Raw genomic sequence first — 14,469 nt, 5'->3', positions numbered from 1 at the left:
GCATCCGCCGGCCTCCGTGCGATCTTGCGTGCGGCGAAAGCAATTGCCAGCGACGCCATGTCGGAGAAATTGTGCAGCGCGTCGGCCACCAGCGCGAGGCTGCCGGACAGGATGCCTCCAACAATCTGCGCGACTGTCAGTAAAGCGTTGGCCCAGATTGCGATCGAGACCCGGCGGTCGCCGGATTCCGGGTCGATATGCGCATGTCCATGATCGTGCGGCATCGGATGTCCCCTTTGGCCCATGTGCTGAAGAATCGACGCCCCCAACAGTCCGCGGACGCAGTCCAAGGATTTACGGCCTATGCCCTGTGTGCCAGAGATGCATTGGCGCAACTTGCGGATGGAGCGGTGCACCAACATCAGCCGAAGAATCAGTCGAAGAGACGTGTAATCGCTCCAGCCACTGTAGCTTCAAGAGGAAAGATTCAGGCGCCACGCGGGGAAGCGAGAATGATCGCTGCACCGAGTAGGCAGACAGTGGTACCGAGCACATCCCATCTGTCGGGGCGATGTCCTTCGGCGAGCCACATCCAAAGGACCGAGGCCGCGATTTAGATCCCGCCATAGGCGGCGAAGGCTCGTCCCGCTGCGATGGTATCGACCTGTGCGAGAAACCAGCCGAACGCCACAAGAGCGACCACCCCCGGCGCGAGCCAAAGGGCAGATGCATCAAGGCGCCACCATGCCCAGATGGCAAAGCAGCCGGCGATCTCGGCCAGCGCGGCAAGCAGATAGACGAGTGCCGCGGGCATTCTAGGCACCGATCTCGTTGTGGTCGGTCAGGCATTCAGAATGGTCGCGCAGTACCTCCAGCACGCGGCAATCTGCTGTTCGGCCACCGCTACATTCATGCACCATGCGTTCCAGTTCCGTACGCAAGGCTTCCAGCCGCGCGAGACGCTGCTCCACCTGCTTCAACTGCCGTCTCGCAATGGAGTCGGCTTCTTGGCACGGCTTGTCTGGCTGGTCGCTCAGATTCAGGAGCTCGCGGATCGCTTCCAGTGTGAAGCCGAGCTGACGAGCATGACGGATGAAGGACAACCGGTCGAGTTCGGCGTCGCCGTAGCGCCGCTGTCCACCCTCGGTTCGGTCCGGTGCGGGCATCAACCCGATCTGCTCGTAGTAGCGGATCGTCTGCACCTTCGACCCAGTCTTTCTGGCAAGATTGCCAATCGTCAGCATCCGCGCCTCCACAATGTTCCAGTCTTAGTGTGGGGAATGAACCGCAGCGACTTTCCCGGAGGCCGGCTGACTTGAATCCTGCGCGGCGATCGGTACGGCCTCAAGCTCGGCCTAGTGTGCGACCTCCGCCTCGGCGGAGGGTGATGGAGGGGCAAATCATCTTCGGATCCCTCTCGCATACCGCACCCGCCTGGTGGCGGCCGACAGTGTATCCAGGAGGAGCGGCCGCCACCAGGCGAACTAGAACACATTCCGGCATACGCCGGCGGGTCACCCGCCGGCGGTGCCGGTCGGCCAGTTCGCGTGGTGGTCGTCGATCACCAAGGCGTGCCGATGGCGGATCGGCTGGTGGCGATGCGGATGGCGGTGTGGCTCCGGACCCTCCCAACCCTTGTGTTCGTGCCGGTGGTGATCGTCGTGGACATGCAGTGAATTGTGCGCCAGCGCCTGGTGGACATGCTCGACCTCGACCGGATCGTTCGCCGGCCACAAGACCATCGCGACCACGGCGCCCGCGGCCGCTCCAGCAGCCATGACCAGGAAGGTCGGGCCAAGGCCGATCGCCGCGCCAAGCCACCCGGCGGCTGGATAGGTGACGAGCCAACAGGCGTGCGAAAGAGCGAACTGCGCGGCGAAGACGGCGGGCCGGCTGTCCGCATCGGAGGAGCGGCGCAGGAGCAGCCCCCCGGGCGTGCCGATCGCCGACGCGGCCGCACCGAGCAGGGCCCACAGGATGAGGCTGCCCGTCCATCCAGGGCCCGTGCCGGCCATGACGAGGAGGCCCGCCATGGCGCTCGCGCCAGTTAGCATGACGGTGCGGGCGGGAACCCGGTCGAGAAGCCGCGAGAGCAGGATGGCGACCGCCATCGAGCCCAGGCCATAGGCGGCGAAGAGGAAGGCCACGTCGTCGTTGGTGCCGCCGAGATCGGCGCGCACGAAGACGACGGTGTTGACGATCACCATCGCCCCGCCCGACGACGCCGCGAAGGACAGGGCCAGGAGACCGCGCAGGCGCGGCGTCGCGAGGTAGACGCGGATACCCCGGGTCAGCTTGTCGACGAACCGACCGCCGCCGGCCGCCTTGGCGACCGGAAGCGCGACCGAGACGACCAGCGCCGCGGAGGCGAGGAAGCCGAAGACCGTGCCGAGAAACAGCCAGTGGAAGGAGATCACGGTGAGCAGAAGCCCCGCCAGGAGCGGGCTGAAGAGCGTCTCGAGGTCGTAGGCAAGCCGCGAGAGCGACAGGGCGTTCGTGTACTCCCGCTCGTCCGGCAGGATGTCCGGGATCGTGCCCTGGAAGGTTGGCGTGAACAGCGCCGACATCGACTGGAACGCGAAGACGAGGGCGTAGACCTGCCAGATCTCGGTGACGAAGGGCAGGACGAGCACGAAGGCCGCTCGGGCGAGGTCGAGGCCGACGAGCAGCGTCCGCCGCGGCAGGAAACCCGTCAGGACCCCGGCGAACTGCGAGACACCCACATAGGCGATCATCTTGATCGCAAGTGCCGTCCCGAGCACCGCGCCGGCGTTCGCCCCGGCAAGGTCGTAGGCAAGCAGCCCCAGCGCTACCGTCGTCAGGCCCGTCCCGATGAGCGACAGAACCTGCGCTGCAAAGAGATGGCGATAGGTGCGATGGCGCAGGACGGTCAGCATCGGCTCGTTACCTCGAACCCGGCGAAGTCGCGGCTGGCCGCCTCGACGGATTCAAGCGCGTCGACCTCCACGGTGAGGTGGGAGAGATCGTGGATGTGGGCGAGCTTGGCGCGATAGGTCTTCAGCGGGCGGGGTTGGGCGGTGACGATCGACACGATGGCCGCATGGTGGCCCGGGCCGACCTGCCAGACATGGAGATCGGTGATGCGGTCCCCGTCGGCCTCGATCGCCTCGCGGATCTCGTCGGGCAAGTCCTCGCCTTCCGGGACGTAGTCGAGGAGCACCGTCCCGGCATCCCGTACCAATCCCCATGACCAGCGGGCGATGACGAGAGCGCCGACGATGCCCATGACCGGGTCCAGCCAGATCCATCCGTAGAGGCTGCCGAGACCAAGCGCCGCAATGGCCAGGACCGAGGTCAGCGCGTCGGCGAGGACGTGAAGGTAGGCGGCCCGGAGATTGTTGTCGCGACCCCCGGCATGAGGGACGTCGTGATCATGATCATGGTCGTGATGCCCGTGATCGTGGCCATGGTGGTGGTGGTCGTCCTTCAGGAGCCACGCACTCGCGAGGTTCACCGCGAGCCCGACGAAGGCCACCGCGATCGCCTGTCCGAACGAGATGGGCACGGGTGAGACGAGGCGCAGGAAGCTCTCGTAGCCGATGAGGAGAGCGACCAACGCGAGGATGATCGCGCTGGCGAATGCGGCGAGGTCTCCGAGCTTGCCTGTCCCGAACGTGAAGCGAGGGTTCCGGGCGTGCTTGCGAGCGAAGAAATAGGCACCGACGGTGATCAGCATGGCGGCCGCGTGCGTCGACATGTGAAGCCCGTCCGCGACCAGGGCCATGGAGCCGTAGATCGTACCGGCGACGATCTCGATCACCATCATGGAGACGGTCAAGGCGATCACGAGCCAGACACGGCGCTCGTTCCGACTATGGCCGTCGCCGAGAAAGACATGACTGTGGGAGCCGCCATGCTCCGACATCGCCGACACTTCCCCCCTCGTCACTTCAGGTAGGTCCGCAGGACCGCGATCAGGTCGGTCGCCCCCTTTGCCTTCTCCGGATCGTCCTCGCGGTCAGGGTTCACCACGTGGTTGCGCACGTGCTCCTCCATCAGCTCGATCGTCAGGCCGTTCACGGCACCTCGGATGGAAGCGACGAGTTGCAGGACGTCGCCACAAGGCGCCTTGTTCTCGAGGCTTCGGGCGACCGCGTCCAGTTGGCCCTGGAGCCGACGGATGCGGGCAATGAGCTTAGTCGGGTCGTTTGTGAGATGAGCCATGATATAGGCCCCTACCCTATTTCAGGGCTTCCGTATAGCACGGGTCGTTCGGCATCCGGGATGCCGACCGACGGCGGGAAGCCGTCGATCGGCGGAGATGGCTGTTGTCAGACCTTGCGATCGAAGGCGGTGTAGGTGCCGCTCGTGCGCAGCGTCAGGGACACGGGCGCATCGCCGCGGTTACGCCAGAACCATCCGTGGTTGCCTGTGAACGCCGCCTGGATGGTCCCCTCGTCGGAGGAGACCGAGCGCCCCTTCTCGTAGGAGATGTTCTGTCCGCCGCCGTCGCCATGCGTGTCGTAGTTGACCGCGCCGCCTTCCGATACGACCCAGGCGAACGAGGCGATCTCGCCCTCCTGCATGGTCAACTTGATCTCCGCGCCTTCCCCGGGGGCGAGCGTGATGGTCATCTCGTCCTGACGCATCTCCTGAGCGACGGCGGACGAGACGAAGAGGCTGCCGATCGCACCGAACAGGCTGGACTGCCGCTCCGGGGCGGGCGGTGCCGGTGGCGCGGGCGGCGCCAGCGGAGCGACGGGCGGCGGCACCACGCCGACGGCGGCAGGCGGAAGCGGCGTCGCGTCGGCACCGGTTGCCGGGGCAGCGCGGGCGGCGGCGTCCCTCGCGGCATCGGCTTCGGCTTCTGCCGCGAGCTGGGTCTTGATCTCACCCATCTCGGTGAGGTTCAGCGCCGATCCGACCCCGGTCGGATCGATTCCGTACTCGGCGGGAAGCACGACGGCGATCAGGATCGCAGTGGCAGTGACCGCTGCGATCGCGGTCGAGCGCACCAGCTTCCCCGTGGAAGGAAGCTCGGCGCGGGTGGGCATGTCGGTATTGTACATGTGTCGGTATCCTTGAGTTGAGAGGTTGTCAGGCGACGAGATAGCCGGCGACCTGGTAGCCGAAGAGCACGAAGCCGGCGGCCATCATGACGACGTTGGCGGTGTAGGCGTGGCGGAAGAAGCTCGGTGTCCTGCGCCAGAAGCCCATGACGATGAGGATCGCGCCGAGGGCGAGGAGCTGACCGATCTCGACGCCGACATTGAAGGCAAGGAGGTTCGGCACCAGGCCGTCCGGCGAGATGTCGTATTCGAGGATCTTGGTCGACAGACCGAACCCGTGGAAGAAGCCGAAGATCAGGGTCGCGGCCTTGGTGTTCGGCTGGAAGCCCAACCACCGCTGGAACGCCCCCATATTGTCGAGCGCCTTGTAGACGACCGACAGGCCGATGATCGCGTCGATGATGTAGCTGTTGATCCCGACGTCGAAATAGACGCCGAGGAGCATCGTCGTGGAGTGACCGATCGCGAAAAGGGTCACGTAGATGCCAATGTGCTTCATCCGGTAGAGGAAGAAGATCACACCGAACAAGAAGAGGATGTGGTCGTAGCCCGTCGCCATGTGTTTGGCGCCGAGATACATGAAGGCGATGAGGTTCACCCCGGTGATCTCCTGGATGTAGCCCTGATCGCCGGCGGCAACGCCGTGCGCGAGAGCTGTCGTGCCCCATGTCGTCGCCAGAAGAAGAGCGAGCATGGGGGTGCGAAGTGCCGCCCGGATCGCGTCACGCGAGCGGGTGCGGCCTTCTGCGGAAGGTCGTGTCATGGATGGGTTCCGAGTGTCCGAAGGCTATCGTGCCGCGGCTAGGCGCTAGCCCCGCGCGCGGCGGCGGTCAGGCGATTTCGGACGGTCTCGGAGGACGGTCGAGAGTGGCGGACAGGCCAGCCAACGCGGCATCTCCAAGGGACAAGAGACGCGTGCGCGCCGTCCCCGTGACCGGTGACGCGAACTCAGGCGGGATGCCGAGCTTCTCGTGGCTGTGGTCGCCAGGATTGTGCTTGTGGTGGTCGCCCGCGGCAACGGTCGATTCCGGGTTGGAGATCTCGACGTCGACATCATGGGAATGGCCGTGGTGGTCGAGCGCGGCAATCGACTGATGGCCCCCGGCGACGATGTCGTGGAAGGCAGACGAACCCGTTGGCGCGCTAAGCACGGCAACGACGATCGCCAAAGCGATCGCCAAACGTCCTACGAAGAGGCGGCCGAGTGTCAGCATGCGTTCCTTCAACGATGCCCCTATGCCGGAACGCTTGCCCCCGTTCGCGGCGGGAGGGTTGTCGCTGCGGATCATGGCGATGTCAAGGTTGAGGAACGGTGAACAGGGGCATGCCCACGGAGCCGCGAGCGAGTTCCCGGAACATGGGAAGCAGCCATCCAGGAACGTTTACGGTTCAGAGCGTCCGAAGAACCGCCTCGGTGCCGGCGACGGCTCCACCGCCGTTGGGAAAGGACTCAACGGAAGTGATCGTACCGAGACCGGGCACGATAGTCCCGACGATGACACGGACCAAGTTGTTCGGGGTCGCGAGGAACGCCTCGCCTTCGAAGACAGACACGATGGAATACTCGCTGGCCCGCACTTCGTTCGGCTGGTCCGCTACGGGCATAGGGACGGGTATTTCGGCTGAGTCCTCGACCGAAATCGAAGCGTTGCCCGCGTTCCGAAGGGCGGCGTATGCGCCAAAGGCGGCGAGCAGCAGGGTCCCGCCGGCGAGTGCGGCAAAGCTTCCCTTGGCAGTCATCCATGCGGGTAACCCGCTCTTCCTCGTTTCCGCTGCGCGCGTTGAATCTCCAGCCATGCGGTCGTTCTCGCTCCACTCGTTCAGGCATGAGATGATGAAGCTTGGCCCTTCGCTTTCCGTGGAGAAATCCGTTCGCTTTTGAGTGAATCGCCCGAGCCGCAGGGAGAGCTGCCGACGCTAGTGTCCCGGTTCGAGTGATGGCTTTTGGTAGGGGACGGCGATGGCGCGCGAGTGGGGACCGCGGCTCCAGAGGGAGCGGTGCCACCCCGTTTCGCCGTTCGGTAGAGGCGCTTCAATCCTGGTTCCGGATTTCTTCCTGTCGCCGAAGCTCCGCTTGGCTCGGCGCTTTCTCGTCTTCGATCGCTTGGAGCCGCGGTGCTCGGTCCCGTTGTCTGGTTGGGCAAGGATTCGGCAAGCTACCACGGCTATCAATCGATGATCTGCGGGGAAGACGATCTGGCTCTCTGGCGATTTTACGATCATGCGCATTCTAGCTCCTTTCCGCTTTACGTTGGCCATGCGCCGACACACCATGGCGGATATCCTGCGGGGGATGTAAGCGGGGCGTGCATTCGAGCCGCCGCCGATAGTCGACCTGGGCCAAGGTTGAATCCCGTCGTGAAACAGTCGGCAGCGTTGTCGATTTCGGTGCGGGCGACGGCCGCTTTGCGCACCATGGTCGCTATTCGGACTACAACGGCTACGAGATTGACGCGCGACGGGCAGACGGAGCGGTCTTGCCCCCGCACGCACGCCTTACGCACGCCTGCGCCTTCGCTTCGCGCTTGTCGAACGCGGACCTGTGCATCGGGAACCCTCCGTTCGTTCGGAACCAGGACCTCCCGGAGGGCTGGAGCGAGAAGGTTGCCGCAGAGCTGCGCGAGCGATCCGGCGTCGCCCTCTCGGGACTGGCCAACGCATGGCAGTACTTCTTCCTTCTGTCCTTGCTCTCCACCGCCGACGACGGCATCTGCGCGCTGGTCATCCCGTTCGAATGGGTTTCGAGGCCTTCGGCGGCCAAGATCCGCGACTTCATAGCAAGACACGGTTGGTCGGTAGACGTTTACCGCCTGCCCGACGAGGTTTTCGACAGCGTTCTGACGACGGCGTCAGTCACTGTCGTCGACAAGAGAGACCATTCGGGCCGGTGGCGATTTTTCGATAAACGCGGTGACGGGGAGATCGTCGAGCTGCTCTCGACGACGGGTTCCGCAGTGGGCCACGTCGAATATATGTCCAGGACGGCACGTCGTGGGCGACCGCGGGCGATGCGCGGGCTGAGCCCCGGCACCCAGAAAGTCTTTACCCTGACCGAGGCCGAGCGGGCGCGCCTTGGTCTCGCCGTCGGGCGCGACGTCGTACCGTGCGTGACATCGCTAAGGCTGCTCGGGGCCGACGCATGCGAACTCGACAGGCCGACCTTTGAGGCAGCGTTCCGGTTCGCCGGACAAAATGTTGGCTGATCCGCCCGGACGGGACACCCAGCCGTACCTTGCAGGCTTACCTCGACTCCGTTCCCGCGAACGCCGTCGCGACGAGCACCTGCCTAGAGCGGGACGTCTGGTGGCGTTTCAGCCTGCCGCCTGTTCCCGTCGCCTTGGTCGCGACCTGCTTCAAGGGACGTGTTCCAAAGGCCGTCCGCAACACGGTCGGTGCGATCGCGGTGGGCGGGGTCGCAGGCATTCACGATGCGGACAGTGAATGGGCACGGGCCTTTCTGCTGCATTTTGCATCACTGGGCTTGGACGAAAGGATCGTCGCTCATGCCAACGGTCTGCGGAAGGTGGAGATAAACCAGCTCAACACACTCCTGGCGGAGTTCGACGGGGTGACGGCATCGGATGTCTAAGGATGCGGCACGTCAAATCCTCGATCAAGGATCGCTCCCGTTCACTATCGAAAGCCGTTTGATACGAGAGCTCGGAGAGCGCCTCGTACGTCAGCCGGATGTCGCCATGCTGGAACTAGTCAAGAATTCCTATGACGCGGATGCGACCGAGTGCGCCGTGACCGTCGGAAACGATCGACTCGTCATCAGTGACGACGGAAACGGAATGAATTTCGCCGATTTCCGCGACGGCTGGATGCGGCTAGGCACAAGTTCGAAGGGCACGGCTCGAGCGGTGTCGCCGGCAAGTCCTTGAAGGCCTCCAGATCGGCGACGAGCCGCTCGCCGATCGTCTCGCTATGGCGTCCGGCGACTTCGCCCTGCCGCTGCCGGCAGCGCTCCGCCAGCATGGCGTTGAGATCGTCGAAGCTCGCCGCCTGCGGGATCGGCGTCATGAAGTTCGACCGGGCATACTTCACCAGTCCCTCGACTTTCCCTTTGTCATTCCCCTTTCCAGGGCGGCCGAAACGATCGGCAAAAAGGTAGTGGCTCTGGAGTTCCGTGAAGGCCCGGGTGCGCTCACGGCGGCCGTCGCCGCAGATCCTGGCCACCGCGATCGTGGTGTTGTCGTACAAGATCGACAGCGGCACCTTGCCGAAGAAGTCGAACGCCGACACGTGCCCGTCCAGGAAGGCTTCCGTCGTCTCCCGCGGATAGGCCTTCACGAACGGCGCGTCCGACTGTGGCACGTCCATGCAGAAGAAGTGGATCTTCTGCCGGACCCCGCCGATGACGCTGATCGCCTCGCCGAAGTCCACCTGGGCATGACCTGGTGAATGCGCCAGCGGAACGAAGGTCTCGCGCAGGCGCCCCCGGGCAATCCGGACATAGTCCTTTACCACCGTCAGGCCGCCGCCATAGCCGTGTTCGTCGCGCAGACGCTCGAAGATCCGCTTGGCCGTGTGCCGCTGCCTGACCGGCGCCGCGCCGTCCGCTTCCAGGATCGCATCGATCACCGGCAGCAACGCTCCCAGCTTCGGCTTGGCAACCGGCTTCACCCGCGTGTAGCCCGGGGGTACCGAGAACCGGCACATCTTCGAGACCGTCTCGCGGCTCAGCCCAAACACCCGGGCCGCTTCTCGCTGGCTGTTGCGCTCGATAAGCACGAAATGCCGAACGGCGGCGTAAACTTCCACAGCGAACATTCCCGGCCGTTCCCCAAAAGGAAATCAGCCTAACCACTGGCCGGATTTTACTCCGGCCGCCGCAGCATCAGCGCCGCCGCTCCGTGGCCTACTTTCTCACCGCCCTACACACATTCGACTAAGTCTTCATCTCTGTGGGCAAACGTGGGTAGGCGGCCTGATCGCCTCTCGCGGCGGCCGGTCCTCGCCAGCGAATCCATCTGCCCCCCGCAAACGAACAACGCCCGACCGTGAGATGGCGAGAGCTGGGCGCGCAACTTATGCATCGAAGCGATCAACTCATGGGCCAGATCACACCATTCGGTCAGCCTATCCCTGTTAGCGGAAGCCTAACCCGTTACAGACCGAGCCCAATCCCTTTCCGCTACATCGGACTCTGAGCGGGCGCGAATCCGGCCCCACGTGAGCGGGGCGCCGGATCGACGTCCCTGAGCTTCGCGCCGCGGGTATCGGAGTCGCGTCTGCCGGATCCGCGCAGGCCAAAGTTGGCGGCAAGCACGTAACCGGTCCTCAGCCAGTTCCGCGATTGGAAAACTGAAGTGGCGTCCTGCCCGGCTTCCCGCGTAGCGAATGTTGCGGTCGTCTGCTGAGGTGCTTCGGTGTCTTGAAAGTCGATGGTTTGGAGCTCAAGCTTGGTCGTGACAGCCGGAGCTGAGAGACATGACCGCGAAAATCGTCGACCCCGCTACACCATCGGGCCTCAGTGCAGACTTCGTGCTCCGACATCATGTCCCTGCCCTGAAGAGTCTCATGGCGACGGGACATGTTGAGCTGACGGCTCGATTCCTGCCGGTCACCAAGAAGTATCTCGGTTGCAGCGCGGACGCTCAGATCATCAGCTTCCTTGCGGATGCTGATCGGTGGCTTTCGCAGGCCGTCGAGTACGAGCGCTTGAACGGCCGGAAGAGTCTGCGAAAGGTTTTGGCCGCGGGGCACGTAGTCGGCGACGGTCGGGGGCTCGCCGGTGACTGGTCACCCACCGTACCCAGTGTTGCTTGAGGGCACGGCGTCCGCCAGAACCTCAAGTCGTATGGCGGCGGCGTCCATCGTGAGAAACCCGGACGCTTCGATCCTTCCAGACCCCCGTTCGAGCAGAACGAAAGCTGTCCGACTCCTTCCATCCTTGCCCGTGGTCCTGAGCGCCAAGACTTCCCAAGGATCGTTCGGGGACTCCGACATCTCCCGGGCCGTGAGATCCTCGGCGTAACAATGCTCCGCGGCGACCTCTCGCGCCCGGAAATGGTCCTCGGCGTCGAGAGCCTGCCGGATCGCATGGACCGCATCGTCCGCTAACTGCGCCGACGGGAAGGTCTTTCCCAGAATGCCGATCGCCGAGTGCGCCACGTGATGCTTGTCGCCATCGATGTAGACGATGGAAACGTTCGGGTTTCCGCTGTCCAAAAACGTCGCCTCGTCGTCCTGCACGTCGTCGCTCACGAGATCGAAACTCCCCTCAAGATTCAGCGAGTCAGGTTTCTTCGGGACCCGCGTCAGACACCGACGCCGTTTGAGTCGGTGTTCTGGGCCTCGCTACATCAGCCTAATCGCTTGCACAGTTGGCGCAATTCCTTGCATCAAAGGTGCAATTACTTGCAGGCACAGGTCCGCCGATCGTCAGATATCCAGATTGGCGACCTGCAGGGCGTGTTCCTGGATGAACTCGCGGCGCGGCTCGACCTCGTCGCCCATCAGCCGCGAGAACAGCTGGTCGGCGTCGGTGGCGTCGTTGATCTTGACCATCACCAGGGTGCGGGCTTCCGGGTCCAGCGTGGTTTCCCAGAGCTGCTCCGGGTTCATCTCGCCCAGACCCTTGTAGCGCTGCAGGGTCAGGCCCTTGCGGCCAACCTCGAAGACCGCGGTCAGAAGCTCCAGCGGCCCGGTGAGCTCGCGCTCGGTATCGCGCCGGCGCAGCACAGGCAGGCCCTGGTAGATCTCGGCCAGCCGTCCCGCGAGGCGGTTCAGCTGCAGCCCGTCGCCGGAATTGATCAGCGCCGCGTCGATCGTCTGCACCTCGGAGACGCCGCGCACGGTGCGCATCAGGCGATAGCCGCCATCGACCGCCTCGCCGGACCAGCCGCGCTCGGTCTCCTCGGCGACGTCGTCCAGCCGCTCGGCGATCCGCTGGGCCATCTGCGGGCCCTTGGCCGCGTCGTCGGCCATCTCCGGCGACAGCGCGCCGACGACGGCGGCCTGCTCGATGACGCTGCGGTCGTAGCGCGAATGCAGGCTGCTCATCACCTGGCGCACCTGCAGCGCGTCCTCGACGACGCCGCGCAGGTCGCGGCCGGTGCGCACTTCGCCATGGGCAAGCGTCAGCCCGGCATCGTCGAGACCGCCGTCGATCAGGTAGTTCTCAAGCGCCTTCTCGTCCTTCAGATACTGGCTCTGCTTGCCGCGCGTCACCTTATAGAGCGGCGGCTGGGCGATGTAGATGTAGCCGCGCTCGATCAGCTCCGGCATCTGCCGGAAGAAGAAGGTCAGCAGGAGGGTGCGGATATGGGCGCCGTCGACGTCGGCGTCCGTCATGATGATGATCTTGTGGTAGCGCAGCTTCTCGATGTTGAACTCGTCCTTGCCGATGGACGTGCCCAGCGCCGTGATCAGCGTGCCGATCTGGTCGGAGCCCAGCATACGGTCGAAGCGGGCGCGCTCGACATTCAGGATCTTGCCGCGCAGGGGCAGGATCGCCTGGTTCTTGCGCGAGCGCGCGCCCTTGGCCGAGCCGCCGGCCGAGTCGCCCTCGACGATGAAGATCTCGGATTTCGCCGGATCGCGCTCCTGGCAGTCGGCCAGCTTGCCGGGCAGCGAGGTGATGTCCAGGGCGCCCTTGCGCCGGGTCAGGTCGCGGGCCTTGCGGGCGGCCTCGCGGGCCGAGGCGGCTTCCACCACCTTGGCGATGACCACCTTGCCCTCCTGCGGATGCTCCTCGAACCAGGTCGCCAGGGTCTCGTTGACCAGGCTTTCCACGACGGGGCGCACTTCCGAGGAGACCAGCTTGTCCTTGGTCTGCGACGAGAATTTCGGGTCCGGCACCTTCACCGACAACACGCAGGACAGGCCCTCGCGGCAATCGTCGCCGGTCAGCGTCACCTTCTCGCGCTTCAGCGCGCCGGAGGTCTCCGCATAGCCGGTCACCTGCCGGGTCAGCCCGCCGCGGAAGCCCGCCATATGGGTGCCGCCGTCGCGCTGCGGGATGTTGTTGGTGAAGCAGAGCACGGATTCATTGTAGCTGTCGTTCCACCACAGTGCCGCCTCGACGACGATGCCGTCCTTCTCGCCATGCAGCACGATCGGCTCGGGGATCAGCGGCTTGCGGGCGCGGTCGAGATAGCGGACGAAAGCTTCCAGGCCGCCCTCGTAGAACAGCTCGGTGACCTTCTCGTCGGCATGGCGCTTGTCGGTGAGGATGATCCGCACGCCCGAATTCAGGAAGGCCAGCTCGCGCAGCCGATGCTCCAGCGTGCCGTAGTCGAACTCGGTGACGCCCTGGAAGGTGTCGGTCGAGGGCAGGAAGGTGATCGCCGTGCCGGTCTCGTCGCCTGCGTCCCCGGTCACCTCCAGCGAGCCGTCCGGCACGCCGTGGGTGAAGGACATCTCGTGGATCTTGCCCTTGCGCCGGATCTTCATCGACAGCTTGACCGACAGCGCGTTGACCACCGACACGCCGACGCCGTGCAGACCGCCCGACACCTTGTAGGAGTTCTGGTCGAACTTACCGCCGGCATGCAGCTGGGTCATGATGACCTCGGCCGCCGAGACGCCCTCGCCGGTGTGGATGTCGGTCGGGATGCCGCGGCCATTGTCTGTGACGGTGCACGAACCGTCGGGGTTCAGCGTCACGGTGACATGGGTCGCGTGGCCGGCCAGCGCCTCGTCGATGGCGTTGTCCACCACCTCGTAGACCATGTGGTGCAGGCCCGAGCCGTCGTCGGTGTCGCCGATATACATGCCGGGACGCTTGCGCACGGCGTCCAGCCCCTTCAGGACCTTGATCGAGTCGGCACCATATTCGGGATTGGCAAGCGGATCGGTCTCGGGGATAGCTGACATGATGGTCCTTGGTCTCGAGCCGAGCACCCAGGGAGGGCGAATCGGCCAAAATTCACTCTTTTATATAGGGTCTCTCCTTCATTGACGAAAGCGCCTGCCGGCCCTACCCCCAGCAGCGGGCCGGAATGCGGCGCGAACGCAACGCCTGGCCGGCCGCGCGCCCCGTGCCGTTCATCCGCTTCCGCTGCAATCTTCGCCGTTAGGGACCGATCCATGCCTTCCAACGACCCGACGCGGGACGACTTCCCGTTCTGGACCCGCGACAAGCTGCGCTACGGCGACACCGACCGCCAGGGCCATGTGAACAACGCCGTCTATGCGACCTTCTTCGAGACCGGCCGGGTGGAAGTGCTGCATGCCGGCGAGGCGCCGCCGCCGGCCGGAACCGCCTTCGTCCTGGCGCAGATCACCATCGACTTCCGGCGCGAGATGAACTGGCCGGGCGAGGTGGAGATCGGCACGGCGGTCGAGGGCCTGGGCAACAGCTCGATCCGCCTGCGCCAGGGCGTCTTCCAGAATGGCGTCCTGTGCGCCAGCGCCGCCGCGGTGATCGTCCTGATGGACGAGACGACCCGCCGCTCGACGCCGCTGCCCGACGACATGCGCGGCCGGCTCGCCGCCCATGTGCGGACGCGCTCCGCCGAGGCCTGACCGCACGCCCTGCCTGACCCGCAGC

Annotated in this window: 16 protein-coding genes and 2 pseudogenes; 5 read left to right on the top strand and 13 right to left on the bottom strand. The window is 64.9% G+C overall.

The genetic code is table 11. From position 1 onward, the window contains the following. The 10 genes and pseudogenes from N7I30_RS13705 to N7I30_RS13660 all read right to left on the bottom strand — a co-directional run. Positions 1-224: cation efflux transmembrane domain-containing protein (locus N7I30_RS13705; RefSeq protein WP_498639519.1), on the bottom strand; the 224-nt coding region annotated here is incomplete at its 3' end. 203 nt (positions 225-427) lie between these two features. Next, positions 428-754: pseudogene (locus N7I30_RS13700) on the bottom strand (YnfA family protein). Between the two features lies 1 nt (position 755). Beyond that, positions 756-1,184 (bottom strand): MerR family transcriptional regulator, encoded by a 429-nt coding sequence (locus tag N7I30_RS13695; RefSeq protein ID WP_230789125.1) that lies wholly within the window; start codon positions 1,182-1,184, stop codon positions 756-758. A gap of 270 nt (positions 1,185-1,454) precedes the next feature. After that, on the bottom strand, positions 1,455-2,837 hold the full coding sequence (locus N7I30_RS13690; RefSeq protein WP_370197187.1) for an MFS transporter: 1,383 nt from the start codon (positions 2,835-2,837) through the stop codon (positions 1,455-1,457). After that, positions 2,831-3,826: a CDF family Co(II)/Ni(II) efflux transporter DmeF gene (dmeF, locus tag N7I30_RS13685; RefSeq protein WP_230789227.1), complete on the bottom strand. Its 996-nt coding sequence runs from the start codon at positions 3,824-3,826 to the stop codon at positions 2,831-2,833. Before dmeF ends, N7I30_RS13690 begins: the two co-directional genes overlap by 7 nt. Before the next feature lie 20 nt (positions 3,827-3,846). Then, positions 3,847-4,125, bottom strand: coding sequence for a metal/formaldehyde-sensitive transcriptional repressor (locus tag N7I30_RS13680; protein ID WP_230789131.1), 279 nt, complete (start codon positions 4,123-4,125; stop codon positions 3,847-3,849). Between the two features lie 107 nt (positions 4,126-4,232). Further along, the gene (locus N7I30_RS13675; RefSeq protein WP_230789134.1) at positions 4,233-4,970 is read right to left on the bottom strand and encodes a hypothetical protein; all 738 of its coding nucleotides are present in this window, start codon (positions 4,968-4,970) and stop codon (positions 4,233-4,235) included. A gap of 28 nt (positions 4,971-4,998) precedes the next feature. After that, on the bottom strand, positions 4,999-5,664 hold the full coding sequence (locus tag N7I30_RS13670; RefSeq protein ID WP_230789230.1) for a HupE/UreJ family protein: 666 nt from the start codon (positions 5,662-5,664) through the stop codon (positions 4,999-5,001). A gap of 136 nt (positions 5,665-5,800) precedes the next feature. After that, a complete protein-coding gene (locus N7I30_RS13665; RefSeq protein WP_498639516.1) occupies positions 5,801-6,259 on the bottom strand; it encodes a hypothetical protein in 459 nt (152 codons plus the stop codon). Between the two features lie 100 nt (positions 6,260-6,359). Then, complete coding sequence (locus N7I30_RS13660; protein WP_230789139.1) at positions 6,360-6,767, bottom strand: hypothetical protein; 408 nt, start codon at positions 6,765-6,767, stop codon at positions 6,360-6,362. A 728-nt stretch (positions 6,768-7,495) separates the two neighbouring features. Between N7I30_RS13660 and N7I30_RS13655 the strand changes: the two genes are divergently transcribed. The 3 genes from N7I30_RS13655 to N7I30_RS13645 are packed head-to-tail and all read left to right on the top strand — an operon-like array spanning position 7,496 to position 8,854. Further along, positions 7,496-8,173 carry an Eco57I restriction-modification methylase domain-containing protein gene (locus N7I30_RS13655; protein ID WP_230789142.1) on the top strand — a complete coding sequence of 226 codons (678 nt, stop codon included), beginning with the start codon at positions 7,496-7,498 and terminating at the stop codon, positions 8,171-8,173. A gap of 29 nt (positions 8,174-8,202) precedes the next feature. Then, a complete protein-coding gene (locus N7I30_RS13650; protein ID WP_230789144.1) occupies positions 8,203-8,559 on the top strand; it encodes a hypothetical protein in 357 nt (118 codons plus the stop codon). Then, positions 8,552-8,854, top strand: a complete 303-nt coding sequence (locus N7I30_RS13645) for an ATP-binding protein (RefSeq protein ID WP_370194986.1) — start codon at positions 8,552-8,554, stop codon at positions 8,852-8,854. The genes N7I30_RS13650 and N7I30_RS13645 overlap by 8 nt, the downstream gene beginning before the upstream one ends. Here the strand turns inward: N7I30_RS13645 and istA are convergent. Further along, positions 8,820-9,743, bottom strand: a pseudogene (istA, locus tag N7I30_RS13640) (IS21 family transposase); the annotation flags it as partial. The gene N7I30_RS13645 and the pseudogene istA overlap by 35 nt on opposite strands. 660 nt (positions 9,744-10,403) lie before the next feature. On the opposite strand from istA, the gene N7I30_RS13635 reads away from it, so the two are divergent. Further along, complete coding sequence (locus N7I30_RS13635; RefSeq protein ID WP_230789147.1) at positions 10,404-10,742, top strand: hypothetical protein; 339 nt, start codon at positions 10,404-10,406, stop codon at positions 10,740-10,742. Here the strand turns inward: N7I30_RS13635 and N7I30_RS13630 are convergent. Beyond that, positions 10,716-11,180, bottom strand: coding sequence for a hypothetical protein (locus tag N7I30_RS13630; protein ID WP_230789150.1), 465 nt, complete (start codon positions 11,178-11,180; stop codon positions 10,716-10,718). The two genes, N7I30_RS13635 and N7I30_RS13630, sit on opposite strands and share 27 nt — an antisense overlap. 177 nt (positions 11,181-11,357) lie before the next feature. Next, positions 11,358-13,793 (bottom strand): DNA topoisomerase (ATP-hydrolyzing) subunit B, encoded by a 2,436-nt coding sequence (gene gyrB, locus N7I30_RS13625; RefSeq protein WP_228241538.1) that lies wholly within the window; start codon positions 13,791-13,793, stop codon positions 11,358-11,360. A 213-nt stretch (positions 13,794-14,006) separates the two neighbouring features. Here gyrB and N7I30_RS13620 point away from each other — a divergent pair, with 213 nt between their 5' ends. Next, the gene (locus tag N7I30_RS13620; protein WP_498639512.1) at positions 14,007-14,444 is read left to right on the top strand and encodes an acyl-CoA thioesterase; all 438 of its coding nucleotides are present in this window, start codon (positions 14,007-14,009) and stop codon (positions 14,442-14,444) included. The last annotated feature ends 25 nt before the right edge of the window (positions 14,445-14,469 follow it).

This window comes from Aurantimonas litoralis (assembly GCF_026153195.1).
Taxonomy (GTDB): domain Bacteria; phylum Pseudomonadota; class Alphaproteobacteria; order Rhizobiales; family Rhizobiaceae; genus Aurantimonas; species Aurantimonas coralicida.
The sequence above is the reverse complement of the archived record's forward strand: the minus strand, read 5'-3'. Positions and strand labels throughout refer to the sequence as shown.

What these genes read in the sequence shown, in the direction of transcription:
- N7I30_RS13695 (WP_230789125.1), bottom strand. Translation starts at nt 1,184, where the DNA reads ATGCTGACGATTGGCAATCTTGCCAGAAAGACTGGGTCGAAGGTGCAG.
- N7I30_RS13690 (WP_370197187.1), bottom strand. Translation starts at nt 2,837, where the DNA reads ATGCTGACCGTCCTGCGCCATCGCACCTATCGCCATCTCTTTGCAGCG.
- dmeF (WP_230789227.1), bottom strand. Translation starts at nt 3,826, where the DNA reads ATGTCGGAGCATGGCGGCTCCCACAGTCATGTCTTTCTCGGCGACGGC.
- N7I30_RS13680 (WP_230789131.1), bottom strand. Translation starts at nt 4,125, where the DNA reads ATGGCTCATCTCACAAACGACCCGACTAAGCTCATTGCCCGCATCCGT.
- N7I30_RS13675 (WP_230789134.1), bottom strand. Translation starts at nt 4,970, where the DNA reads ATGTACAATACCGACATGCCCACCCGCGCCGAGCTTCCTTCCACGGGG.
- N7I30_RS13670 (WP_230789230.1), bottom strand. Translation starts at nt 5,664, where the DNA reads ATGCTCGCTCTTCTTCTGGCGACGACATGGGGCACGACAGCTCTCGCG.
- N7I30_RS13665 (WP_498639516.1), bottom strand. Translation starts at nt 6,259, where the DNA reads ATGATCCGCAGCGACAACCCTCCCGCCGCGAACGGGGGCAAGCGTTCC.
- N7I30_RS13660 (WP_230789139.1), bottom strand. Translation starts at nt 6,767, where the DNA reads ATGGCTGGAGATTCAACGCGCGCAGCGGAAACGAGGAAGAGCGGGTTA.
- N7I30_RS13645 (WP_370194986.1), top strand. Translation starts at nt 8,552, where the DNA reads ATGTCTAAGGATGCGGCACGTCAAATCCTCGATCAAGGATCGCTCCCG.
- N7I30_RS13635 (WP_230789147.1), top strand. Translation starts at nt 10,404, where the DNA reads ATGACCGCGAAAATCGTCGACCCCGCTACACCATCGGGCCTCAGTGCA.
- gyrB (WP_228241538.1), bottom strand. Translation starts at nt 13,793, where the DNA reads ATGTCAGCTATCCCCGAGACCGATCCGCTTGCCAATCCCGAATATGGT.
- N7I30_RS13620 (WP_498639512.1), top strand. Translation starts at nt 14,007, where the DNA reads ATGCCTTCCAACGACCCGACGCGGGACGACTTCCCGTTCTGGACCCGC.